At 49.4% G+C, this 18,086-nt stretch carries 12 protein-coding genes; 10 read left to right on the top strand and 2 right to left on the bottom strand.

The genetic code is table 11. The annotated features are described in order from the left end of the window. The first annotated feature begins 7 nt into the window (after nt 1-7). On the top strand, nt 8-919 hold the full coding sequence (locus ACNA05_RS01370) for an SDR family NAD(P)-dependent oxidoreductase (protein WP_415809575.1): 912 nt from the start codon (nt 8-10) through the stop codon (nt 917-919). Between the two features lie 27 nt (nt 920-946). Continuing rightward, the gene (locus ACNA05_RS01365) at nt 947-1,405 is read left to right on the top strand and encodes a MaoC family dehydratase (protein ID WP_415809574.1); all 459 of its coding nucleotides are present in this window, start codon (nt 947-949) and stop codon (nt 1,403-1,405) included. Nucleotides 1,406-1,411: 6 nt separating this feature from the next. Here the strand turns inward: ACNA05_RS01365 and ACNA05_RS01360 are convergent, their stop codons facing one another. Beyond that, nucleotides 1,412-1,843: an acyl-CoA thioesterase gene (locus ACNA05_RS01360; RefSeq protein WP_415809573.1), complete on the bottom strand. Its 432-nt coding sequence runs from the start codon at nt 1,841-1,843 to the stop codon at nt 1,412-1,414. Beyond that, entirely contained in the window at nt 1,843-2,979 is a 1,137-nt protein-coding gene (locus ACNA05_RS01355) for an iron-containing alcohol dehydrogenase (protein WP_415809572.1), read from the bottom strand. The genes ACNA05_RS01360 and ACNA05_RS01355 overlap by 1 nt, the downstream gene beginning before the upstream one ends. A 371-nt stretch (nt 2,980-3,350) precedes the next feature. Between ACNA05_RS01355 and ACNA05_RS01350 the strand changes: the two genes are divergently transcribed. From ACNA05_RS01350 to ACNA05_RS01315, 8 genes are all read left to right on the top strand, one after another. Then, nucleotides 3,351-6,506 (top strand): TonB-dependent receptor, encoded by a 3,156-nt coding sequence (locus ACNA05_RS01350; RefSeq protein WP_415809571.1) that lies wholly within the window; start codon nt 3,351-3,353, stop codon nt 6,504-6,506. A gap of 551 nt (nt 6,507-7,057) precedes the next feature. After that, complete coding sequence (locus ACNA05_RS01345; protein WP_415809570.1) at nt 7,058-10,147, top strand: TonB-dependent receptor; 3,090 nt, start codon at nt 7,058-7,060, stop codon at nt 10,145-10,147. A gap of 168 nt (nt 10,148-10,315) precedes the next feature. Continuing rightward, the gene (locus ACNA05_RS01340) at nt 10,316-11,062 is read left to right on the top strand and encodes a FadR/GntR family transcriptional regulator (RefSeq protein WP_415809569.1); all 747 of its coding nucleotides are present in this window, start codon (nt 10,316-10,318) and stop codon (nt 11,060-11,062) included. Between the two features lie 120 nt (nt 11,063-11,182). Beyond that, nucleotides 11,183-13,438: a chondroitinase-B domain-containing protein gene (locus ACNA05_RS01335; protein WP_415809568.1), complete on the top strand. Its 2,256-nt coding sequence runs from the start codon at nt 11,183-11,185 to the stop codon at nt 13,436-13,438. Then, on the top strand, nt 13,435-15,612 hold the full coding sequence (locus ACNA05_RS01330) for a heparinase II/III domain-containing protein (RefSeq protein WP_415809567.1): 2,178 nt from the start codon (nt 13,435-13,437) through the stop codon (nt 15,610-15,612). The genes ACNA05_RS01335 and ACNA05_RS01330 overlap by 4 nt, the downstream gene beginning before the upstream one ends. A gap of 2 nt (nt 15,613-15,614) precedes the next feature. Further along, nucleotides 15,615-15,974: a cupin domain-containing protein gene (locus ACNA05_RS01325; protein WP_415809566.1), complete on the top strand. Its 360-nt coding sequence runs from the start codon at nt 15,615-15,617 to the stop codon at nt 15,972-15,974. Further along, nucleotides 15,971-17,287 (top strand): MFS transporter, encoded by a 1,317-nt coding sequence (locus ACNA05_RS01320; RefSeq protein ID WP_415809565.1) that lies wholly within the window; start codon nt 15,971-15,973, stop codon nt 17,285-17,287. Before ACNA05_RS01325 ends, ACNA05_RS01320 begins: the two co-directional genes overlap by 4 nt. Nucleotides 17,288-17,328: 41 nt before the next feature. Next, the gene (locus ACNA05_RS01315; protein WP_415809564.1) at nt 17,329-18,084 is read left to right on the top strand and encodes an SDR family NAD(P)-dependent oxidoreductase; all 756 of its coding nucleotides are present in this window, start codon (nt 17,329-17,331) and stop codon (nt 18,082-18,084) included. The last annotated feature ends 2 nt before the right edge of the window (nt 18,085-18,086 follow it).

The raw sequence follows: 18,086 nt of genomic DNA, 5'->3' as shown, positions 1-18,086 counted from the left end.
ATTCGAAATGAATGAAGTTGAGTTTAAAGACCGCGTTGCCATTGTAACTGGTGCAGGTGGCGGTTTGGGCAAAAGCCATGCTTTGGCACTGGCCAAACGCGGCGTTAAAATTGTGGTCAATGATTTGGGCGGGGCTGTGGATGGTTCCGGATCATCTGCGACTATGGCGGAAAATGTCGCCAAAGAAATTAAAGATGCGGGCGGCGATGCAATAGCGAACGGCGCGAATGTGACTAATCAGGAAGACGTCGAAGCGATGGTCGGTGAAGCGATCGATCACTTCGGCCATGTGGATATCCTTGTGAATAATGCGGGGATATTACGGGATAAGTCTTTTGCAAAAATGGCAATGGATGATTTCCGCTCTGTTTTGGATGTTCATGTTATGGGCTCTGCGATTTGCACCAAAGCCGTCTGGGCGCATATGCGCGAACGCGAATATGGCCGTATCGCCATGACCTCCAGTAGCTCCGGCATGTATGGTAATTTCGGGCAGTCCAATTACGGCGCGGCTAAAGCGGGCCTTTCCGGCTTTATGCGAACGCTCTGCCTCGAAGGCGCGAAATATAATATCAAGGTTAATGCACTGTCTCCTGTGGCGGCCACGCGCATGACCGAAGATCTGATGCCGCCGGAAATTCTGGCAATGCTGGACGTGGAAAGCGTTAGCCAAGGTCTTGTTTATTTGGTTTGTGACGATGCGCCGAACCGGACTATTCTGGTGGCAGGCGCAGGCGGCTATGCGGCGACGAAAGTGTTTGAAACAGACGGCGTAAGTTTTGCGCCCGGCGAGCAGACGGCAGAAAACGTGGCGGCGAACTGGTCAAAGATCATTTCAGAAGATAACATGGTTGAAATGACGCAGGGCGGTATGCAGGGCGAAAAGCTCTTAAAGCGCGCTGCGGCTCTAAAATCATAAAAATAAAAAACCGAAACGGGGAATATAATGAAGACAGTCTCACTTGAAGAAGCCAAAGCTATGGTCGGCAAAGAATCCGGTGTTTCGGATTGGCTTAAGATTGAACAGGACCGCATCAATCAATTTGCGGATGTGACCGAAGATCACCAGTTCATTCACATTAATCCGGACATGGCGAAAATGACGCCCTTCGGCGGGACAGTCGCTCACGGATTTCTGACCTTGTCCATGCTCGTGAAGATGGGGGAAACAGCCTCCATCACGTTAGAAGGCGTCAAAATGGGCGTGAATTACGGCTTTGATAAAGTCCGTTTTCTTGCCCCGGTTCCGTCCGGGTCAAAGGTTCGCGGACGTTTTGTCGTCGCGGCAGTTGAAGAAAAACGGCCCGGCCAAGTGCTCATTACTTATGACGTAACTGTGGAAATCGAAGGCGGCGAGAAACCGGCTTTGATCGCCCAATGGATGGGGATGCAGTTTACCGGATAGACCGATTTACTTTTTGAGAATTTCTAGCGCCGCCCGCATTTTATCCGATAGTTCCACTGGGCGGCGGAACCGCTTGTCGACATAGACATGAGTGAACTGCCCTTGGGCACAGGCCTCTTCCTCGTCATTGCGGAATAACCCAATCTCGTAGGTCACGCTGGAATTGCCGAGATTTGCCACGCGCAATCCGGCTTTGATAATATCCGGGAAAGCGGCGGGCGCGAAATAATCGCAATTTGTTTTCACCACCAATCCAATGATGTCTGACGTTTCAATATCAAGAAGGCCTTTTTGGATTAGGTACTCATTCACGACCGTATCGAAATATAAATAATACACGGCGTTATTTATATGGCCGTAGACGTCATTGTCTGACCAACGTGTCGGAATATCTAAAAAATGAGTGTAATCTTTTAGGGCGTTAGGTTGAGCGCGCATTATAAAATCGATTCATAAATTTTGACCGTGGCATCATAAGTCATGGCGCGTGGGTTGTTTTGTAGAACGCGGTCTTTGGTCATCGCATCTTCGGCCATTATCGGAATAGCGTCCGCCGGAATATTGACTTCAGTCAGGGTGAGGGGAACGGCCGTCTCGTTTTTGATCCGAATAAGGTCGTCAATCAACACGCCGCTATTTGTTCCAAGACCAAGACTCCCTGCGATTTCGCCATACCATCCATCGGCTCTGGACTGATTGTATTTCAAGACTTCGGTCAGAACGAGCGCATTGGAGAGGCCATGCGGGACGTGGAAGAATCCGCCGAGAGGGTAGGCAAGGGCGTGAACCGCGCCGACCGGGGCGTTGGAAAAGGCCTGGCCCGCGAGCATAGCGCCAATAAGCATGGTTTCCCGCGCCTCCAAATCGTCCGGATGATTACATGCTTGAACAATTGAATTTCGAAGCTTGCCAAGAGCCGTAAGGGCCAGAGCATCTGAAATCGGGTTCTTTTGTTTGACAGAGGTGTAAGCCTCTATCGCGTGAACCATGGCGTCAATCCCGGTCGCTGCTGTGATCGATTTCGGAAGGCCGACCGTGAGCGCGCTGTCGAGCAAGACCCGGTCAGCATAAAGCGCGTCTGCCACAATGCCGCTTTTCTCGGTCTCGCCTGTCGTAATAATAGCGACATTGGTAACTTCTGATCCCGTCCCTGATGTGGTTGGGATGAGCATGAGTGGAAGCCGTTTGCCTGTTGCATTCCCGACGCCATACACTTCTTGGATAGGGCGGTCATGGGCCGCCATATAGGCAATGACCTTGGCGGTATCCATGGGGCTGCCGCCGCCAAAGCCAATGACGAGGCCGGCCTGAAATTCTTTGACGGCTTCAACGCCTTTAAGGACGACGGCTTCGGGCGGGTCGGCCACAACCTCATCGAACACCATGACTTTATATCCGGCGTCTTGGAGCGCGGCGAGGCCCGCATCCATTAACCCAAGAGAAGCTACGCCTTTATCCGTGATAACGGCGATACGCTTGTTCAAACAAAGTCCGTCGACATATTGGTCGAGCTTCGACGCGCCTCCATTTTCTATACGAATATCGGAAACCGTCTGGAAGGAATGTGCTTTCATGTTTCCAGTATGGCGGAAATTGCGTGGGATGTCATGTAACTCCCCCGTGTTACGTCCATGCGATTTTCTACGACCGTGGCGCCGCAAAGGGTGGGGGGAGAACTTCGTTAAAATTTGGTGCCCCATATCAAATATGGACGCTTCGTTCACACAGACCGACCAATGTGAACTCGGAACGTTCCGAAATGACGCTCGATTCCAACTTTTGATAATCATTCACCGGATAAATTATGTGGTATACCAGTAAGATAGCAAATTGGTAATACCAAATATGGTTAATTGGTAGTTGTAATGGGTTGACACTCGTATGTGGGTCGGTTCATTAAACCCAAGTAATAATATAATTTATAATCGAATAGGGGATTTGCGATATGCACTCATCAACTTCTGGCGCAGCTGTATTCGCCCGTCTGACGGCAGGCCTTTTTAAAAAATCATTGCTTTTGGGGGTGGGGATGCCGACGCTGTGCGTCGCGAGCGCTGCCTATGCGCAAGACCCTTATTTGGATGAAGACCTAGTAGATGATGAAGTGGTCGCCACGGGCACTCGCCAAGTCATTCAGGATTCCATTTCGCTAAAACGCAACTCGGATCAAATCGTAGACGGGCTCTCAGCGTCTGAAATCGGCGATTTACCGGCTTTGTCAATCGGCGAAGCTCTTGAGACAATTACCGGCGTCGCGTCACATCGCGAAAATGGCGGCGCGACCGAAGTTTCCATTCGGGGGTTGGGGCCGTATCTATCTTCGACAGTTTTCAATGGTCGTGAGGCGACGAATGGTTCTGGCGACAGATCAGTGAATTTCTCACAATTTCCTTCGGAATTAATGAGCAAACTGGCTGTATTTAAGACTCAAGACGCCAGCCAAATTGAAGGCGGCGTTGCGGGCCAGATACAAATCGAAACGCTCAAGCCGCTCGATTATGACAACCAACGCTTCCAAGTAGACCTCAAAGGTAACGTTAATCCTGACCAGCTGAACCAAGAGGATACCCGCGCGGGGGATATCGGATATCGCGGCACGCTCTCTTATGTCGACCAATTCGAACTCGCAAATGGGGGCGATATTGGTTTTTCCATAGGCGTTCAGCGTAGCGATATTTCGCAGCCCGAACAGGAGATTCAATCTACGAGTAACACAGGGAGTTCTTCTTTTGCCTGTTTGGTCGGCAGCACTCAGAACCAAGGCTTTTCGAACAGCACATCAACAGATGATGATTGCGAGGATAACCCGGCCGGTAGCAGCAATAATGGCGGTTATAATACGGCTATCGACCCTGAAACCGGAGTAGCAATCGATTCTGGTGAAACCTTTGCCGTTGTTCCGTCACAGCGACATTACCGCCAAAACGATACACGTGACGAGCGCGACGCTATTTTCTCGGCGCTACAATGGCAGCCGAATGATCGTTGGGATGTCAATCTTGACGTGGAATGGTCAAAGCGTGTCCAATCAGAAACCCGAAACAATCTGACATTCAACGGTCAGAAGAGAAATGATCGGGATATCGATCTGCCGGGAAATGAAAACACCAGCACATTTGATCAGCTTGAATTCACGGACCTTGGCGCCATTACGAATTTTGTGACAGATAACACACTCGAAGTTCAGGGCGATAATTATGAGCGGGAAGAAACCTATATCGGCGGCGGGTTGAATGTCGCTTATGACGTCACAGAACGCCTGAGCATGTCGGCCGATGTTTCCTTCTCTGAAACAAAGCGAACTGAGCAGGGCATTCAGTTCCGGGCTCAATCGGATGTGACTCCGGTTATTCAATGGGATCTCGATTCCGGTGTCCCGCAATATACTTTGTTCAATGACGAATTTGATGTGACGGATCACTCTATGTTTATTGATCGGTACCGCGTGCGGGTTGATAAGGACCTTGATCGTAGAAATACAAGTAAAGCCGCCCGACTGGATTTCCTTTACGATGCTGACTTCGGGGCTATCAAAAGCATTGAAGCAGGTATGAGATATTCTGAGTTGGAGTATCTAGCGCTGGACGGCGGAAATAATAGCCAGGGTCGTTTAGAATTTGAAATTCGAAACGATCGAAATTCTGATGGCGACGATGCAGGGGATGGCGATACGCCGGAAGAGGCGGCCGCTATTCAAGCGCAAATTGATGCGGGCAATGCGGTCATCGCAAATTTGAATTCTAGCTGCCAAACAAGCTTCCCAGAGGACAATTTCCTTAGTTCTGTTCGGGAGGGTGCGCTCGTGACCAATGTAGGTAGCGACGGCACCGTTTTAAGTGAAAGAAACTCTTGGGCGACCTTTGACCCAAACTGTATCGCGGAAGGTGTATTAGGGTTCGCGGGAATACCTTTCCAAATTCCCGACTTGATGGAAGAAATTTCTTCCACAACAGATGTAACCGAGAAGACGCTCGCGGGTTATGTCATGGCCACCTATGATACGACACTGGATGGCCTGCCTTGGCGCGGTAATTTTGGGGTCCGGGTTGTAGATACATCGGTTGACTCTGTCGGCTATCGTCAAGGCTACACGATTTCAACGAATACGGATGGCGGGTTAGAAATTACCCCCTCACAGAATGATGCAGAACGTGTGGTCGGCGGCGGCGGATACACGGAAATTCTTCCAAGCGCGAATATGATTGTTGATATTAATGATGAGGTTCTTTTCCGTGCCGGCATATTCCGCGGCCTGTCCCGCGCTGACCCCGCGGATATGAATTTCAGCCGTGTGTTTACGACGAATGACGGAGACGATGATGACCCTATCACGACCATAGACGGTTTGATTCAGGGGGTGAATGCATCCGGAAACCCGAACTCGCAGCCGCTAACGTCTTGGAATTTAGATGTCGGGGTAGAATGGTATCCGAACCCAGACTCGATCTTTGCACTCAGTACTTATTTCAAACGTTTTAAGGGCGGGTTCGAGTTTGCGCGGTCTACGGAAAACTATGTCATTGATGGGCGGGACGTTACTGTTCCTGTGACTTTGACGCAGTCCAACCAAGAGACCAGCCAGCTTTTCGGTGTTGAACTTACAGCTTCCCATCGCTTCTCATACCTTCCTGGTTTCCTAAGCGGGTTGGGAACTAAGCTCAGCTATAATTATGCAGAGTCGGATTTTGAATTTGAAGATAGCTTATATGGCGATATTGGGTTCAGAGACGAGAATGGAGACTTCGTTTTAACAAATGAAGGAATCGTTGCGCCAGCCAGTATCCCTGGCCTGTCGAAACATGTTTTCTCAGCCCAGCTCTATTATCAGATTGGAGACTTAGATCTCCAAGGTATCTATAAATACCGGAGCGATTATTTCCAGCCTTTCACCTCCAACAGCACACGTATTCGTTATGTCGGAGATGTAGGTGTCTTCGAAGCCAGAGCGTCCTATAAAGTGAATGATAATATCAGGCTATCTGTTGAGGCGATCAACCTCTTTGACGAGCCAAAAAATCAATACAAATGGACACAAGATGACCTCTATGAGGTGAATGTTTACGGTCCGCGTGTATTCTTCGGAATAAGAGGAAAATTCTAAGAGCCTCCTTACAAGACTCCTTGCACTTGCACGCTTTTCGGCTTCGAGGAGCGTGCTTTTTGATGGAAATTGGTATGGCTGCGCTTCCCAAGATGAACATATTGGTTGTATTTGCATAACAAAAAGCATCAATATGGTGAAATATTTTATTGGATATCGACCTGGTTTTAACAACTCGCGCTACGTCTTCATGAGGCGCGAAAAGATTTAACTTCCGCCTCAATTCCCTTTCTTGCGCTAGAGTTTAGACACATTCGTCTTGGCGCGTTAAGGGCATGCAGGGACTACATTTTTTAAAAGTAAGTAATCTACTTTCAAGCCGGATATCCGAAGCTTCTACCGAGAAGATAGGTTTCATCTTGCCACTATTTAACCGTTGTATTTTCAGAAAGTCACCGGAACTACGCTCCGCCCCCTGACAATTGGTATGACCAATAAAGCTAAATTTGGTCAATCAAATAGGTTGACAGATTTCAAAATATTGGTTTTTATGCGGCAACAATAACGGAATCCGTAAAAATTCGGTTCCACCACTATATAGGGGAATAATTATGACGCAGCTACGCGACACCTTCGGGCACTCATTTTTCAAAAAGTCTCTTTTACTCAGCGTCGGGGTTTCGACTCTAGCCTTGCCCCAAATGGTGATGGCGCAAGACGCGCAGGTTGAGCAAGACATCCAAGCAGAACAAAATGATCCTACAGATGAGGTTGTCGCTACCGGCATTCGCCAATCGCTCGAAAACGCGCTTGTTGAAAAACGTCAGGCCGATAGCCTTGTTGAAGTTATTATCGCTGAAGATATCGGTAAGCTGCCGGACCAGAACTTGGCCGAGGTTCTAGAGAACATAACAGGTATTCAAATTACCCGAACAGAAGGGGTAGGAACAGGCGTTCAGATTCGCGGATCAGATCAAAACCTTATTCAGTTCAACGGTGTCACAACGGTCGGCGCCGGAAATGGCCGCGGCGGTATCAATTTTACAGATGTTAATCCGGCTATCATCGCGGGTCTTGAAGTCATCAAAGCGCCTGAGGCGCACCACATTGAAGGCGCGGTCGGCGGCACAATCAACCTGAGAACAATCCGTCCGCTTGATCTAAGAGATACCCTGGCATCGGTTCGTATTCAGGGCGAAGACAGTAGCCTGACAGAAGGTATTTCGCCGAGAGTTTCGGGGGCCCTGGGCAAGAACTGGGAGAACGCGAAAGGCCAAGAGATCGGCTTTGTTTTGAGCGGGAGTTATACCGAATCTGAGAACACGGCATTCCGTCCTCGTCTGGACAGAGATAATTATACCGATTGTACAGTCGATATGCCTTCTACGGCATGTCCAGCGGGCGTAGATGGCTTTTTAGGGGTGCAGTTTTTGAACCAAGTTCAAAGAACTCAGCAATTTGAGACTTTGAATGTTGCGGGTTCTGTCGAAGCCAAGCCTACAGAGAATTTGAGACTTTTTGCAGATGTCGTCTTTAACGATCAACAACGCCGTCTATCAGGCTCACGCGTGCAGGCCTCTAATGTGAGTCGTCTTAACGGGCCTGGCGATCGTGCGGTTACTCCTGGCGGTAATATCAATTTTACGGCTTTTGATGCTGTCGACTTAGGGTCTGCTCCGGGAGAAGATGGTATTCAGAACTTTGGTGATATTGCGATTGTGACGCAGGGAACTTTCACGCCACTTCAGGCTGATGCGCAAGTTAATGATGGCCGCGGCGCTCCGTTCCTTCGGATTGGTTCAGATGCCGGATCGCGTTTTACCGAAACGACGACCTTGAGGCTGGGTGGAGAGTGGGAGGCAACGGAGGCCTTAACGCTTAAGGCCGAGTTCGCAAGATCAAGTTCTGATACCATAAATCCAAATCTATTCGTCAACCTCAATTTCATTAACCCGAACTCCTATATAGCCCCAAGTGGCAGTGATTTCCGAGATGAAAATGGCACTCCGTTCATCTTTGACCTAACGGATGGCTTCGGGTTTGATATCAATTTCAACGATCCTTTCGCGCCGACTGAAGCCCAGCTTTTAGACCCGGCTAACTATGTGTTTGATGGGAATCCCGGTTACAGTGCCGACGTTCGAGAAAATATTGATAGAGCGTGGCGTTTCGACGGGATCTACGACTTCTCTCAGACCAGCTTGTCTGACTTTGTAAGTTCAGTCGAAGTGGGGGCTCGCTTTGGTGAGCGTACGAGTATCAGAGATGACCGGTCCGCCTCCGTCAGCGGCAGCAGCACACTTTCAGGGAGCTTGAATGCCTCAGGCATTACTCAGCTTTTAAGTGAAATCCCGGACAATTTTGCTTCCGGAACAGGAAATTCCCTGGCAGTTGACGGAGTATTGCAGGTAAGCCCGAATTTAACGCGGGACACTTCGGCGGCTGTCGCCACGATCAATGCCGCCGCTGCGGCGCAAGGTCTTGGACCGATATTCACTTCTGGTTTAAGCTCGGATGAATCGGCTTTCTTTAATATTAAAGAAAAAACGACGGCGATTTACGGCCAGGCAAATTTTGGCTTTGGGAGGCTCAGCGGCAATGCAGGTCTGCGCTATATAGATACGGACCTAGAGTCGACGGCTAACCAATTTACCGACGGCGTCGCGACATTGGTCACAATCGACAGCAGTTATGATCATTACCTACCGCGCGTGAACCTTGCGTTTGATGTGACCGACGACATTATCTTGCGTGGGTCATATTCCGAAGATATTCGCCGTCCCGACTTCAATGACGTAACAGCCGCAAGAACATTCCCTGATTTTGGTGGTGTTAATGGCAATTCTATTGGTGGTAACCCGTTCCTCGTTCCAGAGGAAATTGAGAGTTGGGACGCCTCTGTTGACTGGTACTTTGCGCCAGAAGCCGTGCTGAGTGTCGGCGTTTTCCGTAAAGAACGAAGCGGCCTTTTCGGAAACGTCGTTGATACGCCGGATGAGACGGGCGGTGTTCGTGATACGACGGCGCCTTGTGAAAATGGCGGAATTTTCTCTCCGGGAACGGAGGCCGGTATCTTCGGGAATGGCGAGGTCGGCGTTTGTGTCGGCAACCAATCAACTTTTAACTCTGATAATTCTACCACGCAGGAAGGTGTTGAAGTCGCGCTGCAATATAACTTTGCAGATTGGGAGGATAGACTTGGTAGTTTCGCTTGGGCATCTGGCTTTGGTCTACTTGCCAACTACACATATCAAAATGAAGATAATAATACCGGTTTTGTCCCGGTTTCGGGAAGTCGAAATCTTGCCATCTTGGCTGCGCAGGGGTTTAACAATCCAACGCGTGAGGCGGCAACTTTACCAAATCTTTCCAACCATGCTTACAACTTGACTGGATATTACGAGAAATATGGTTTGTCAGCCAGACTGCGTTATACGTGGCGGGATTCTTTTGCGACTACTAATTTACCGGGAACGGGTAACGTCCTAACCCCAATTGGGTTCACCGGCATCCAAGAAACTCGAGGTCAGCTCAATGGGTCGGTCGCCTACGATGTTACGGATCAATTCACTGTCCAAGTTGACGCGGTTAATCTGACGGAGGCGTCGTCAGACGTCTACTGCGTAAGCGACGGCGGGCTGCTGTGCTACCAAGGCGTCACTGATCGGCGTATCGTCTTCGGAGCCAGTTACACGTTCTAGTAAAGACGGCTTTTGCCATCACTCCTTATATAAATTCAGACGTCTCGCCACGGCGAGGCGTCAATATCCCGGTGAACCGAATTAGATATTAAATTAAAGATTCGGACTATTGGTATAGACAAATGGAGAAAAATGTTAATATTGGTATAGATAACATTTGGGAAAATCATGGCTGAACAACGTTTATACCACAAAGTAGCAAATCAGATTTTAGAGCTTATCGACTCGGGTGTGTTTCCGCCTGGAAGTCGCCTGCCCGGGGAGCGGGACCTAGCCGAAAAATTTGGGGTGAGCCGCGTCGCTATTCGCGAGGCCGAAATCGCCCTTCAGGCGCAAGGACGGCTTGAAATTAAGGTTGGGTCCGGAGCTTATGTTTTGGACGGAAGTGAGTATACGGCGCATGGCTTGCCAAAAGTCGGTCCCTTTGAATTGACCGAAGCCAGAGCGCTTTTCGAGGCGGAGTCCGCAGCTTTGGCTGCTCCAATGATAACCGATGAGACCATTGCAGAACTTGAGCGGTTAATCCAAGTGATGATGGGGAAAATCGACTCTGATATGACAGCCGATGAGGCCGATGAGGAGTTTCATCTAACGATCGCCAAAGCGACAAATAACCCCGCTATCATTTATGTCATCGGCAGTATGTGGGGGATGCGTAAAGAGGCGTCGCAATTGCAAAAGGTCTACCGTTCGGTATGTGACAAAGATCCAAGTCATCGCGAAGATGAACATCAAGCTATTCTGGATGCGCTTAAGAACCGGGATTCCTCGGCCGCGCGTACCGCTATGCGCGCGCACTTCACGCGCATGATTGAGGCGCTTTTAGTAGCCTCCGAAGAGGAAGCCTACAGGGCGGTCAAGAAAAAGACCTCTGAAAGCCGCTCTCGCTTTTTGCTCAGCGCGCAGCTGGACTAATCCCAAAACGCTTTTCGAGGTGACTATACCAATCCGTTGAAATTGGTTTAATATATTGGTTGACAATATTGTCTGGATTGTCGATATTTCCCCTATAAATAAAATATTGGGGAATTTGGTATGAAACGCTTTTCGCGCCTATTGTGTATGTTCGTCTCAACGACGGCGATTATGGGGGCGACCTCTTACAGCGCCCAGGCGGAAGAGTTTCTCGTTAAAGACCAAAAGTCCTTCAAAGAGATCGTAAAAGAGCTGGAGCCGGGCGACGTCGTTAAACTCGCCAATGGAAAGTGGGAGGATTTTGAAGTCCTCTTCATCGGCGAAGGCGAAAAAGACAAGCCGATCCGATTAACCGCCGAAACTTCTGGCGAGGTTTTCCTAACGGGTCAATCCAATCTCAGAATTGCCGGAAATTATCTTGAGGTCTCAGGTCTCGTGTTTAAGGACGGCTATACCCCAACCAGCGAGGTCATCTCCTTTCGGCGGAATTCCAAGAACCTCGCAAATAACTCCCGGGTGACGGAAGTCGTCATTGATAATTATAATCAGCCTGAACGCCAAGAAGTCGATTTCTGGGTGATGATGTATGGAAAAAACAACCGTTTCGACCACAATCACATCGTTGGAAAGCGCAATAAGGGCGTGACTATGGCTGTGCGGCTCAACACCGAAGACAGCCAGGAAAACAATCACCGCATTGATCATAATTACTTTGGGCCTCGTCAGATCCTCGGGTCCAATGGCGGCGAAACCCTGAGAATTGGGACCAGCCACTATTCACGAACGGATTCGCTTACAGTCGTCGAAAATAATTATTTCGACCGATGCGACGGCGAGTTGGAAATTATTTCCAACAAATCTGGCCGGAATGTTTTCCGGAATAATACTTTCTTCCAATCCCGCGGCACCTTAACGATGCGCCACGGAAATAATAATCTTGTCGAAAACAACGTGTTTTTTGGTAATGGCGCAGACCACACTGGCGGTATCCGCGTTATCAATGCGGGTCAAACCATCCAGAACAATTATATGGAGGGCCTTAAAGGCACTCGTTTTGGCGGTGCATTCGTCGTGATGAACGGCGTGCCAAACGGCCCTATCAATCGGTACGACCCGGTAAAAGACGCGGTCATCAAAAACAACAGCCTCATAAATAGCGATAATGTTCAGTTCGGAGCTGGAAGCGATGAAGAGCGAACCGCTGTGCCTTCGGACAGCGTGTTTGAAAGTAATTTGATCTTTAACGAAGACGGCCGGGACGTGTTCACCGTCTATGACGACATGTCTGGGATTGACTTTAATCAGAATGTATTGGGGTCGATGGATCCGCCAGACTTTACGACCGGGTTTTCTCGCGTGCGGCTCAAGATGGAACGGGCCGAGAACGGATTAATGTATCCTCAATCCGAGATTTCTGCCGGGGTGCCTCGCGACCTTTCCGTGACACAAAAAAATCAGACCGGGGTTTCTTGGTATCCTAAAGCCGAGCCCGTGATCGCGTTTGGCTCTGGTGAAACGATAGCTGTGACACCAGAAGAAGGGAGCTTAACTTCCGCCGTAGAGAAGGCCAAAGCCGGAGACGTTATTTCGCTGACTTCCGGGAATTATGTCGTTCGCAAGTTTTTGAAAATTGACAAGCCGCTAACCTTCCAAGCCGAGGGAGAGGTTAATCTCACATTTGAACGAACCACTTTGTTCGAGATCCTCAATGGCGGGAGCCTTCAGATAAAGGGATTAAATATCTCCGGCAAATCGGCGCCTGACAATGCTGGAAATTCTGTCATCAGGACAAGCCCTTACTCCATGCTCGAGAACTACCGTCTGGAAATAACCGATACAAATTTCACGGAGATGGACGTCAATCACTCTTTCAATATCATCTCAGTTTCCAAAGGCACATTCGCAGACAATATCGCAATACGTAATTCTAGCTTTAAAGATGTAACGGGGGCAATTCTAAAGCTGGATAAGGAGACTGATGACTACGGAATCTATAATGCAGAATATCTCACCATTTTAGAGTCTGATTTCGAAAACGTCCAAGGTTCGATTGTGGATTACTATCGGGGTGGTACCGATGAGAGCACATTTGGCCCGCATTTCAACCTGGTCAATTCTAGCCTTACAAATGTCGGTAGTGGTAAACGCAACAAGACAGACTCCTCCCTTTATCTGCAAGGGGTTCAGGTGACGAATATTTCCAACAATACATTCGATGGCGTTGAGCCATTTTTGATTAAACACACCGTGGGCGAGCCCAAAACCAAAATATTTGAAAATACTTTCAAAGATACACCTGCGCCAGTTGTGGTAGAATTAAATAGCGGATTAGAGCCCACTGCTCTGATAACAGATAATGAGGGGTTAAACCGATGAGTCGCCCCGTCCTGCAGCTGGCCTCAGCTTTGGCGCTGGGCATCGTACTGGCGTCTTGTGAAAGCCGTGCCCAATCCCGCCCCATTGCCCAGACGCCGCAGGCGGATGGGTTCGAGCAAACTCTTTCAAATGCTAAGCAGAGCCTGGACGCGCAGATGAACTTGCCAATATCACTGCCTGTTCCGAAGGACGCAGGCGGAGGCTTTACGCACGAAAAACATAAAGAGAGCGCCAAACTTATTTATAATGCTGGGCAGCTCTATAAATTAACGGATGAGGAAAAATACGCCGACTACGCCGGAAAGCTGATGCAAGCTTACGCCGAAGTTTATCCGGGTTGGGGTCTTCATCCGGCTCAGAAAGAACAGTCACCGGGCCGAATGTTCTGGCAGAACCTGAATGAAAGCTGGTGGCTTCTTCATGTGGCGCAAGGGTATGATGCGGTCAAAGAGACACTTTCCGAAGAGCAACGCCAGTTAATTGAAACGGATTTGCTTCGCAACATGGCGGACTTCCTCTCCGACGGATCTCCTAAAACCTTCAACAAGATTCATAATCACGGTACATGGGCAACGGCAGCTGTCGGCCTAACCGGCTATGCGATAGACGATCAAGACTATGTAGAGCAGGCCTTGATGGGCTTGGATAAATCTGGAGACGCCGGCTTTCTGAAGCAGATGGAAAAGCTTTTCTCTCCGGATGGATATTATAATGAGGGGCCATATTATCAGCGTTACGCGCTCATGCCGTTCGTCATTTTTGCTCAAGCCGTAGAGCAGAATAATCCCGAACGAAAAATTTTCGAGCGCCGCGACGGAATTCTTAAGAAGGCCATCTATACCACCATTCAGCAAAGCTATGGCGGTCTGTTTTTTCCGATAAATGACGCCTTGAAAGATAAGGGCATTGCGACGGCAGAGCTGCTGCACGGCGTCGCGATTGCCTATGACCTGACGAGCGATGCGGGACTCCTCTCAATTGCCGAAACGCAGGGAAAATTTGTCCTGACACCAGAGAGCCGAAAAGTTTCACAAGATATATCTGCAGGAATGGCAGAGCCTTTTGATTATAAAACGATGCGACTCAGAGACGGCGAAAACGGCACAGAAGGGGCCTTGGATATTATAAGAGCGTCAAGCGATCCTAACGATCTTTCGCTAGTTGTTAAAAACACGTCTCAAGGTTTGGGCCACGGTCACTTTGATAAGCTCGGTTTCTTGCTTTATGATGCGGGCCACGAAGTCATACGCGACTATGGTGCAGCCCGATTTCTAAATGTTGAAGCAAAATATGGCGGACATTACCTCGCCGAGAATAACAGCTTCGCAAAGCAAACCATTGCCCATAATACCCTGGTCGTAGATGAGACCAGCCACTTTGAGGGTGATACCGAGACAGGCAATCAATACGCGCCAGCTCTGGGGACCTTTTCGAATGGCGAAACGCTCAAAATTACGTCTGCCGAAATTAACACAGCCTACGCCGATGTAGCCATGGACCGCACAATGGCGATGGTCACGGATGCGGCGTTTCCAAATCCCATCATTATCGACCTCATAGAGGGACATTCTGAAAGTTCGCATCAATATGATTTGCCATTTTATTACAATGGTCAGCTCACAGAAACGAATTTCGAGTTGGCGGCGGAGACTACCTCTCGTCGGCCTTTAGGCGATAAAAACGGCTATCAACATTTATGGCGTGTCGGTAGCGGGCAGGCGGTCAACGGCTCTTCGCAAGTGACGTGGCTATTGGATAAAAAATTCTACTCCGTTATGTCGTCTGTCCCAAACAGCTCGGAAATTATCTTCGCCGAAATTGGCGCAACAGATCCAAACTTTAATTTACGCCGCGAGCCGGCCTTTATAATCCGGGCCAAATCAGCAGACGGCATTTCCATCGCGTCCGTCATTGAGCCGCACGGCGAATATAATCCGACAGTCGAGTTCACCGTAAATAGTCATTCGATTGTTAAATCCGTAGATCACTTCGAGAACGGATCCGACGATTATATTCGAATTGAGACCAAAGACGGCGAGGTCGTAGGACTCGGTGTGTCCGGCGACATGGCGAAAGACGCAGCTCATACAGTTGATGTGGGCGGAACTGCCATGAGCTGGACAGGGCCCTATAAGCTCTTCCATTCTGAAAAACACAAAACCGGGGGGAATTAATCATGCAAAGTCCGAACTTTCTATTTGGAGACAAGGTCCCGTTTGAAGACGTCGACCCCGGTATTAAACGTCAGATTCTCGGCCATAATGACGAGCTGATGCTGGTGAAGGCGGTTTTTGAAGCCGGCGCTGAAGGCTATCAGCACGAGCATTATCATTCTCAGGTTTCCTATGTGGAGAGCGGAGTTTTCGACGTTACAATAGAGGGCGTCACCAAACGCCAGACCGCTGGCGATAGCTATTTCATTCCGCCGCATGTGCGCCACGGCGCTGTCTGTATCGAAGCGGGAGCATTGCTCGACATGTTTTCGCCCATTCGCGAGGACTTTTTCGAAAATTATAAAAAAGGGGAAGCGTCGTGAAGGGGAATCTACGTTGGTTTGTTGTCGGTCTCGTCGCCTTGGCGACGATCATAAATTATATTGATCGCCAAACCTTAAATGTCTTGTGGCCAAATCATATTGCGCCCGATTTATTTCCCGATATGGACGCCGATGGGCATAAACATATTCTGGGTATTATCTCTGTCGTTTTTATTTTTTCCTATGCCATCGGTCAGGCGGTATTCGGAAAAATTTTTGATTGGATTGGAACGCGTCTTGGCTTCGTTCTCTCTATTGGTGTGTGGTCTGTCGCGACAGCATTACATGCCTTTGCGCAGGGCATTTTGACCTTCAGCTTCTTCCGCGCGCTTCTGGGTGTGGCCGAGGCCGGAAACTGGCCAGGCGCGGCAAAAGCCAATGCCGAATGGTTCCCGGTCAATGAACGGGCTCTGGCGCAAGGGATATTTAACTCCGGCGCCGCCATTGGTGGTATTATATCTATTCCGCTGATTGCTTATCTCGCCATTATTATGGACTGGAAGCTAATCTTCCTCCTGGTGGGCGGCGTTGGCCTCGTCTGGCTGGTGCCGTGGTTGGTGATTGTGAAAGCTCCGCCCAGATATCATTCATGGCTTACAGATGAAGAGCGGGAATATATCCTCAGCGGACAAATCAATGAAGATCTTAATGAGGACGGCAATCTTGACGGCGGATATAATCCGTCCACCGCAGAGCTGCTCTCTCGTAAACAAAGCTGGGGCGTCATTGTTGCCTCTGCCGCGATTGATCCGATTTGGTGGTTGTTCATTATCTGGATCCCAACTTACCTCTTTGAAGTTCATGGGTTCGACATCAAACAACTCGCCGCGTCCGGCTGGCTTCCATATGTGGGCGCTATGCTTGGAGCTTGGTTCGGCGGTCTTTTGGCGCAGAACCGATTCAAAGCGGGTTGGAGTGTCAACAAAACACGCAAATTTACCATCACATTGGGGTGCTTGATTATGCTCCCCGCATTGTTAGCCATGTCTGTTGCCGTTACACCTGTACTGGCTCTGACCCTAATGTTCATTATCTTGTTCGGCTTTCAAACCGCCATCGGCAATGTCCAAACTTTGCCGAGCGATTTCTACGGCGGGAAAACAGTCGGCACCTTGTCTGGGTTTGCGGGAATGGCCGCAAAATTTGCAGCGGCCGGGCTGACCTATCTCGTGCCGGTGCTGACACTCGGCGCAAACTACGCACCCGTCTTTATTTTAGGTGCCGCTTTGGCTCTGACCGCAATTGCTAGTGTCTGGTTCTTATGCGGCAATATCGGTCCACTTAAACCCCTCGGCTATCGGCCGGCTAAATAAAACTAACTTTCACCTTTAATTCAAAAGAAACAGGAAAAATCATGACAAATCTAAAAGGAAAAGTCGCTATTGTGACAGGTGGAACACGCGATATTGGTCGCTCTTGTTCCATCAAATTGGCCGAAGCCGGAGCGCACGTTGTCGTCAATTATCACAGCAATAAAGACGCGGGCGATGAGACCGTGGCCACGATTGAAAAGAACGGCGGCAAGGCCATTCTCGTGAAAGGCGACATGACTAAAAAAGCGGATGTCGACAACTTGGTTGCCGAAGCCCGCAAGGCTTTTGGCGGCAATATTGATATTCTGGTCAATAATGTAGGCGGTCTTGTGGCTCGTAAAAAACTTGCGGAAATGGACGAAGAGTTTTTGAACAAAGTTATGTCGTTGAACATGAACTCGACGTTCCTTGCCACACAGGCCGCTGTGCCGCATATGCCGTCCGGAAGCGCTATCGTTAATCTGGCCTCTCTGGCTGGCCGCGACGGCGGCGGCGGCGGCGCGTCTGCTTATTCTGTTTCCAAAGGCGCCGTTGTGACTTTCACGCGGTCAATGGCAAAAGAGCTCGGTCCGCAAGGCATTCGCGTCAACGCGCTTTGCCCCGGCATGATCGACACGACATTCCATGATACATTTACGCCGGACGCCGCGCGTAAAAACGTGGAAGCTTCTGTTCCTCTGCGCCGTCAAGGGCATCCAGATGATTGCGCCGATGCGGTCGTCTATCTCGCCTCTGATGCCTCCAGCTATATCACAGGCGCAAATATCGACATTAACGGCGGCATGTTCTTTTCATAGAA

The organism is Litorimonas haliclonae, assembly GCF_965138505.1.
GTDB classification, from domain to species: domain Bacteria; phylum Pseudomonadota; class Alphaproteobacteria; order Caulobacterales; family Maricaulaceae; genus Litorimonas; species Litorimonas haliclonae.
The sequence above is the reverse complement of the archived record's forward strand: the minus strand, read 5'-3'. Positions and strand labels throughout refer to the sequence as shown.

What these genes read in the sequence shown, in the direction of transcription:
- ACNA05_RS01370 (WP_415809575.1), top strand. Translation starts at nt 8, where the DNA reads ATGAATGAAGTTGAGTTTAAAGACCGCGTTGCCATTGTAACTGGTGCA.
- ACNA05_RS01365 (WP_415809574.1), top strand. Translation starts at nt 947, where the DNA reads ATGAAGACAGTCTCACTTGAAGAAGCCAAAGCTATGGTCGGCAAAGAA.
- ACNA05_RS01360 (WP_415809573.1), bottom strand. Translation starts at nt 1,843, where the DNA reads ATGCGCGCTCAACCTAACGCCCTAAAAGATTACACTCATTTTTTAGAT.
- ACNA05_RS01355 (WP_415809572.1), bottom strand. Translation starts at nt 2,979, where the DNA reads ATGAAAGCACATTCCTTCCAGACGGTTTCCGATATTCGTATAGAAAAT.
- ACNA05_RS01350 (WP_415809571.1), top strand. Translation starts at nt 3,351, where the DNA reads ATGCACTCATCAACTTCTGGCGCAGCTGTATTCGCCCGTCTGACGGCA.
- ACNA05_RS01345 (WP_415809570.1), top strand. Translation starts at nt 7,058, where the DNA reads ATGACGCAGCTACGCGACACCTTCGGGCACTCATTTTTCAAAAAGTCT.
- ACNA05_RS01340 (WP_415809569.1), top strand. Translation starts at nt 10,316, where the DNA reads ATGGCTGAACAACGTTTATACCACAAAGTAGCAAATCAGATTTTAGAG.
- ACNA05_RS01335 (WP_415809568.1), top strand. Translation starts at nt 11,183, where the DNA reads ATGAAACGCTTTTCGCGCCTATTGTGTATGTTCGTCTCAACGACGGCG.
- ACNA05_RS01330 (WP_415809567.1), top strand. Translation starts at nt 13,435, where the DNA reads ATGAGTCGCCCCGTCCTGCAGCTGGCCTCAGCTTTGGCGCTGGGCATC.
- ACNA05_RS01325 (WP_415809566.1), top strand. Translation starts at nt 15,615, where the DNA reads ATGCAAAGTCCGAACTTTCTATTTGGAGACAAGGTCCCGTTTGAAGAC.
- ACNA05_RS01315 (WP_415809564.1), top strand. Translation starts at nt 17,329, where the DNA reads ATGACAAATCTAAAAGGAAAAGTCGCTATTGTGACAGGTGGAACACGC.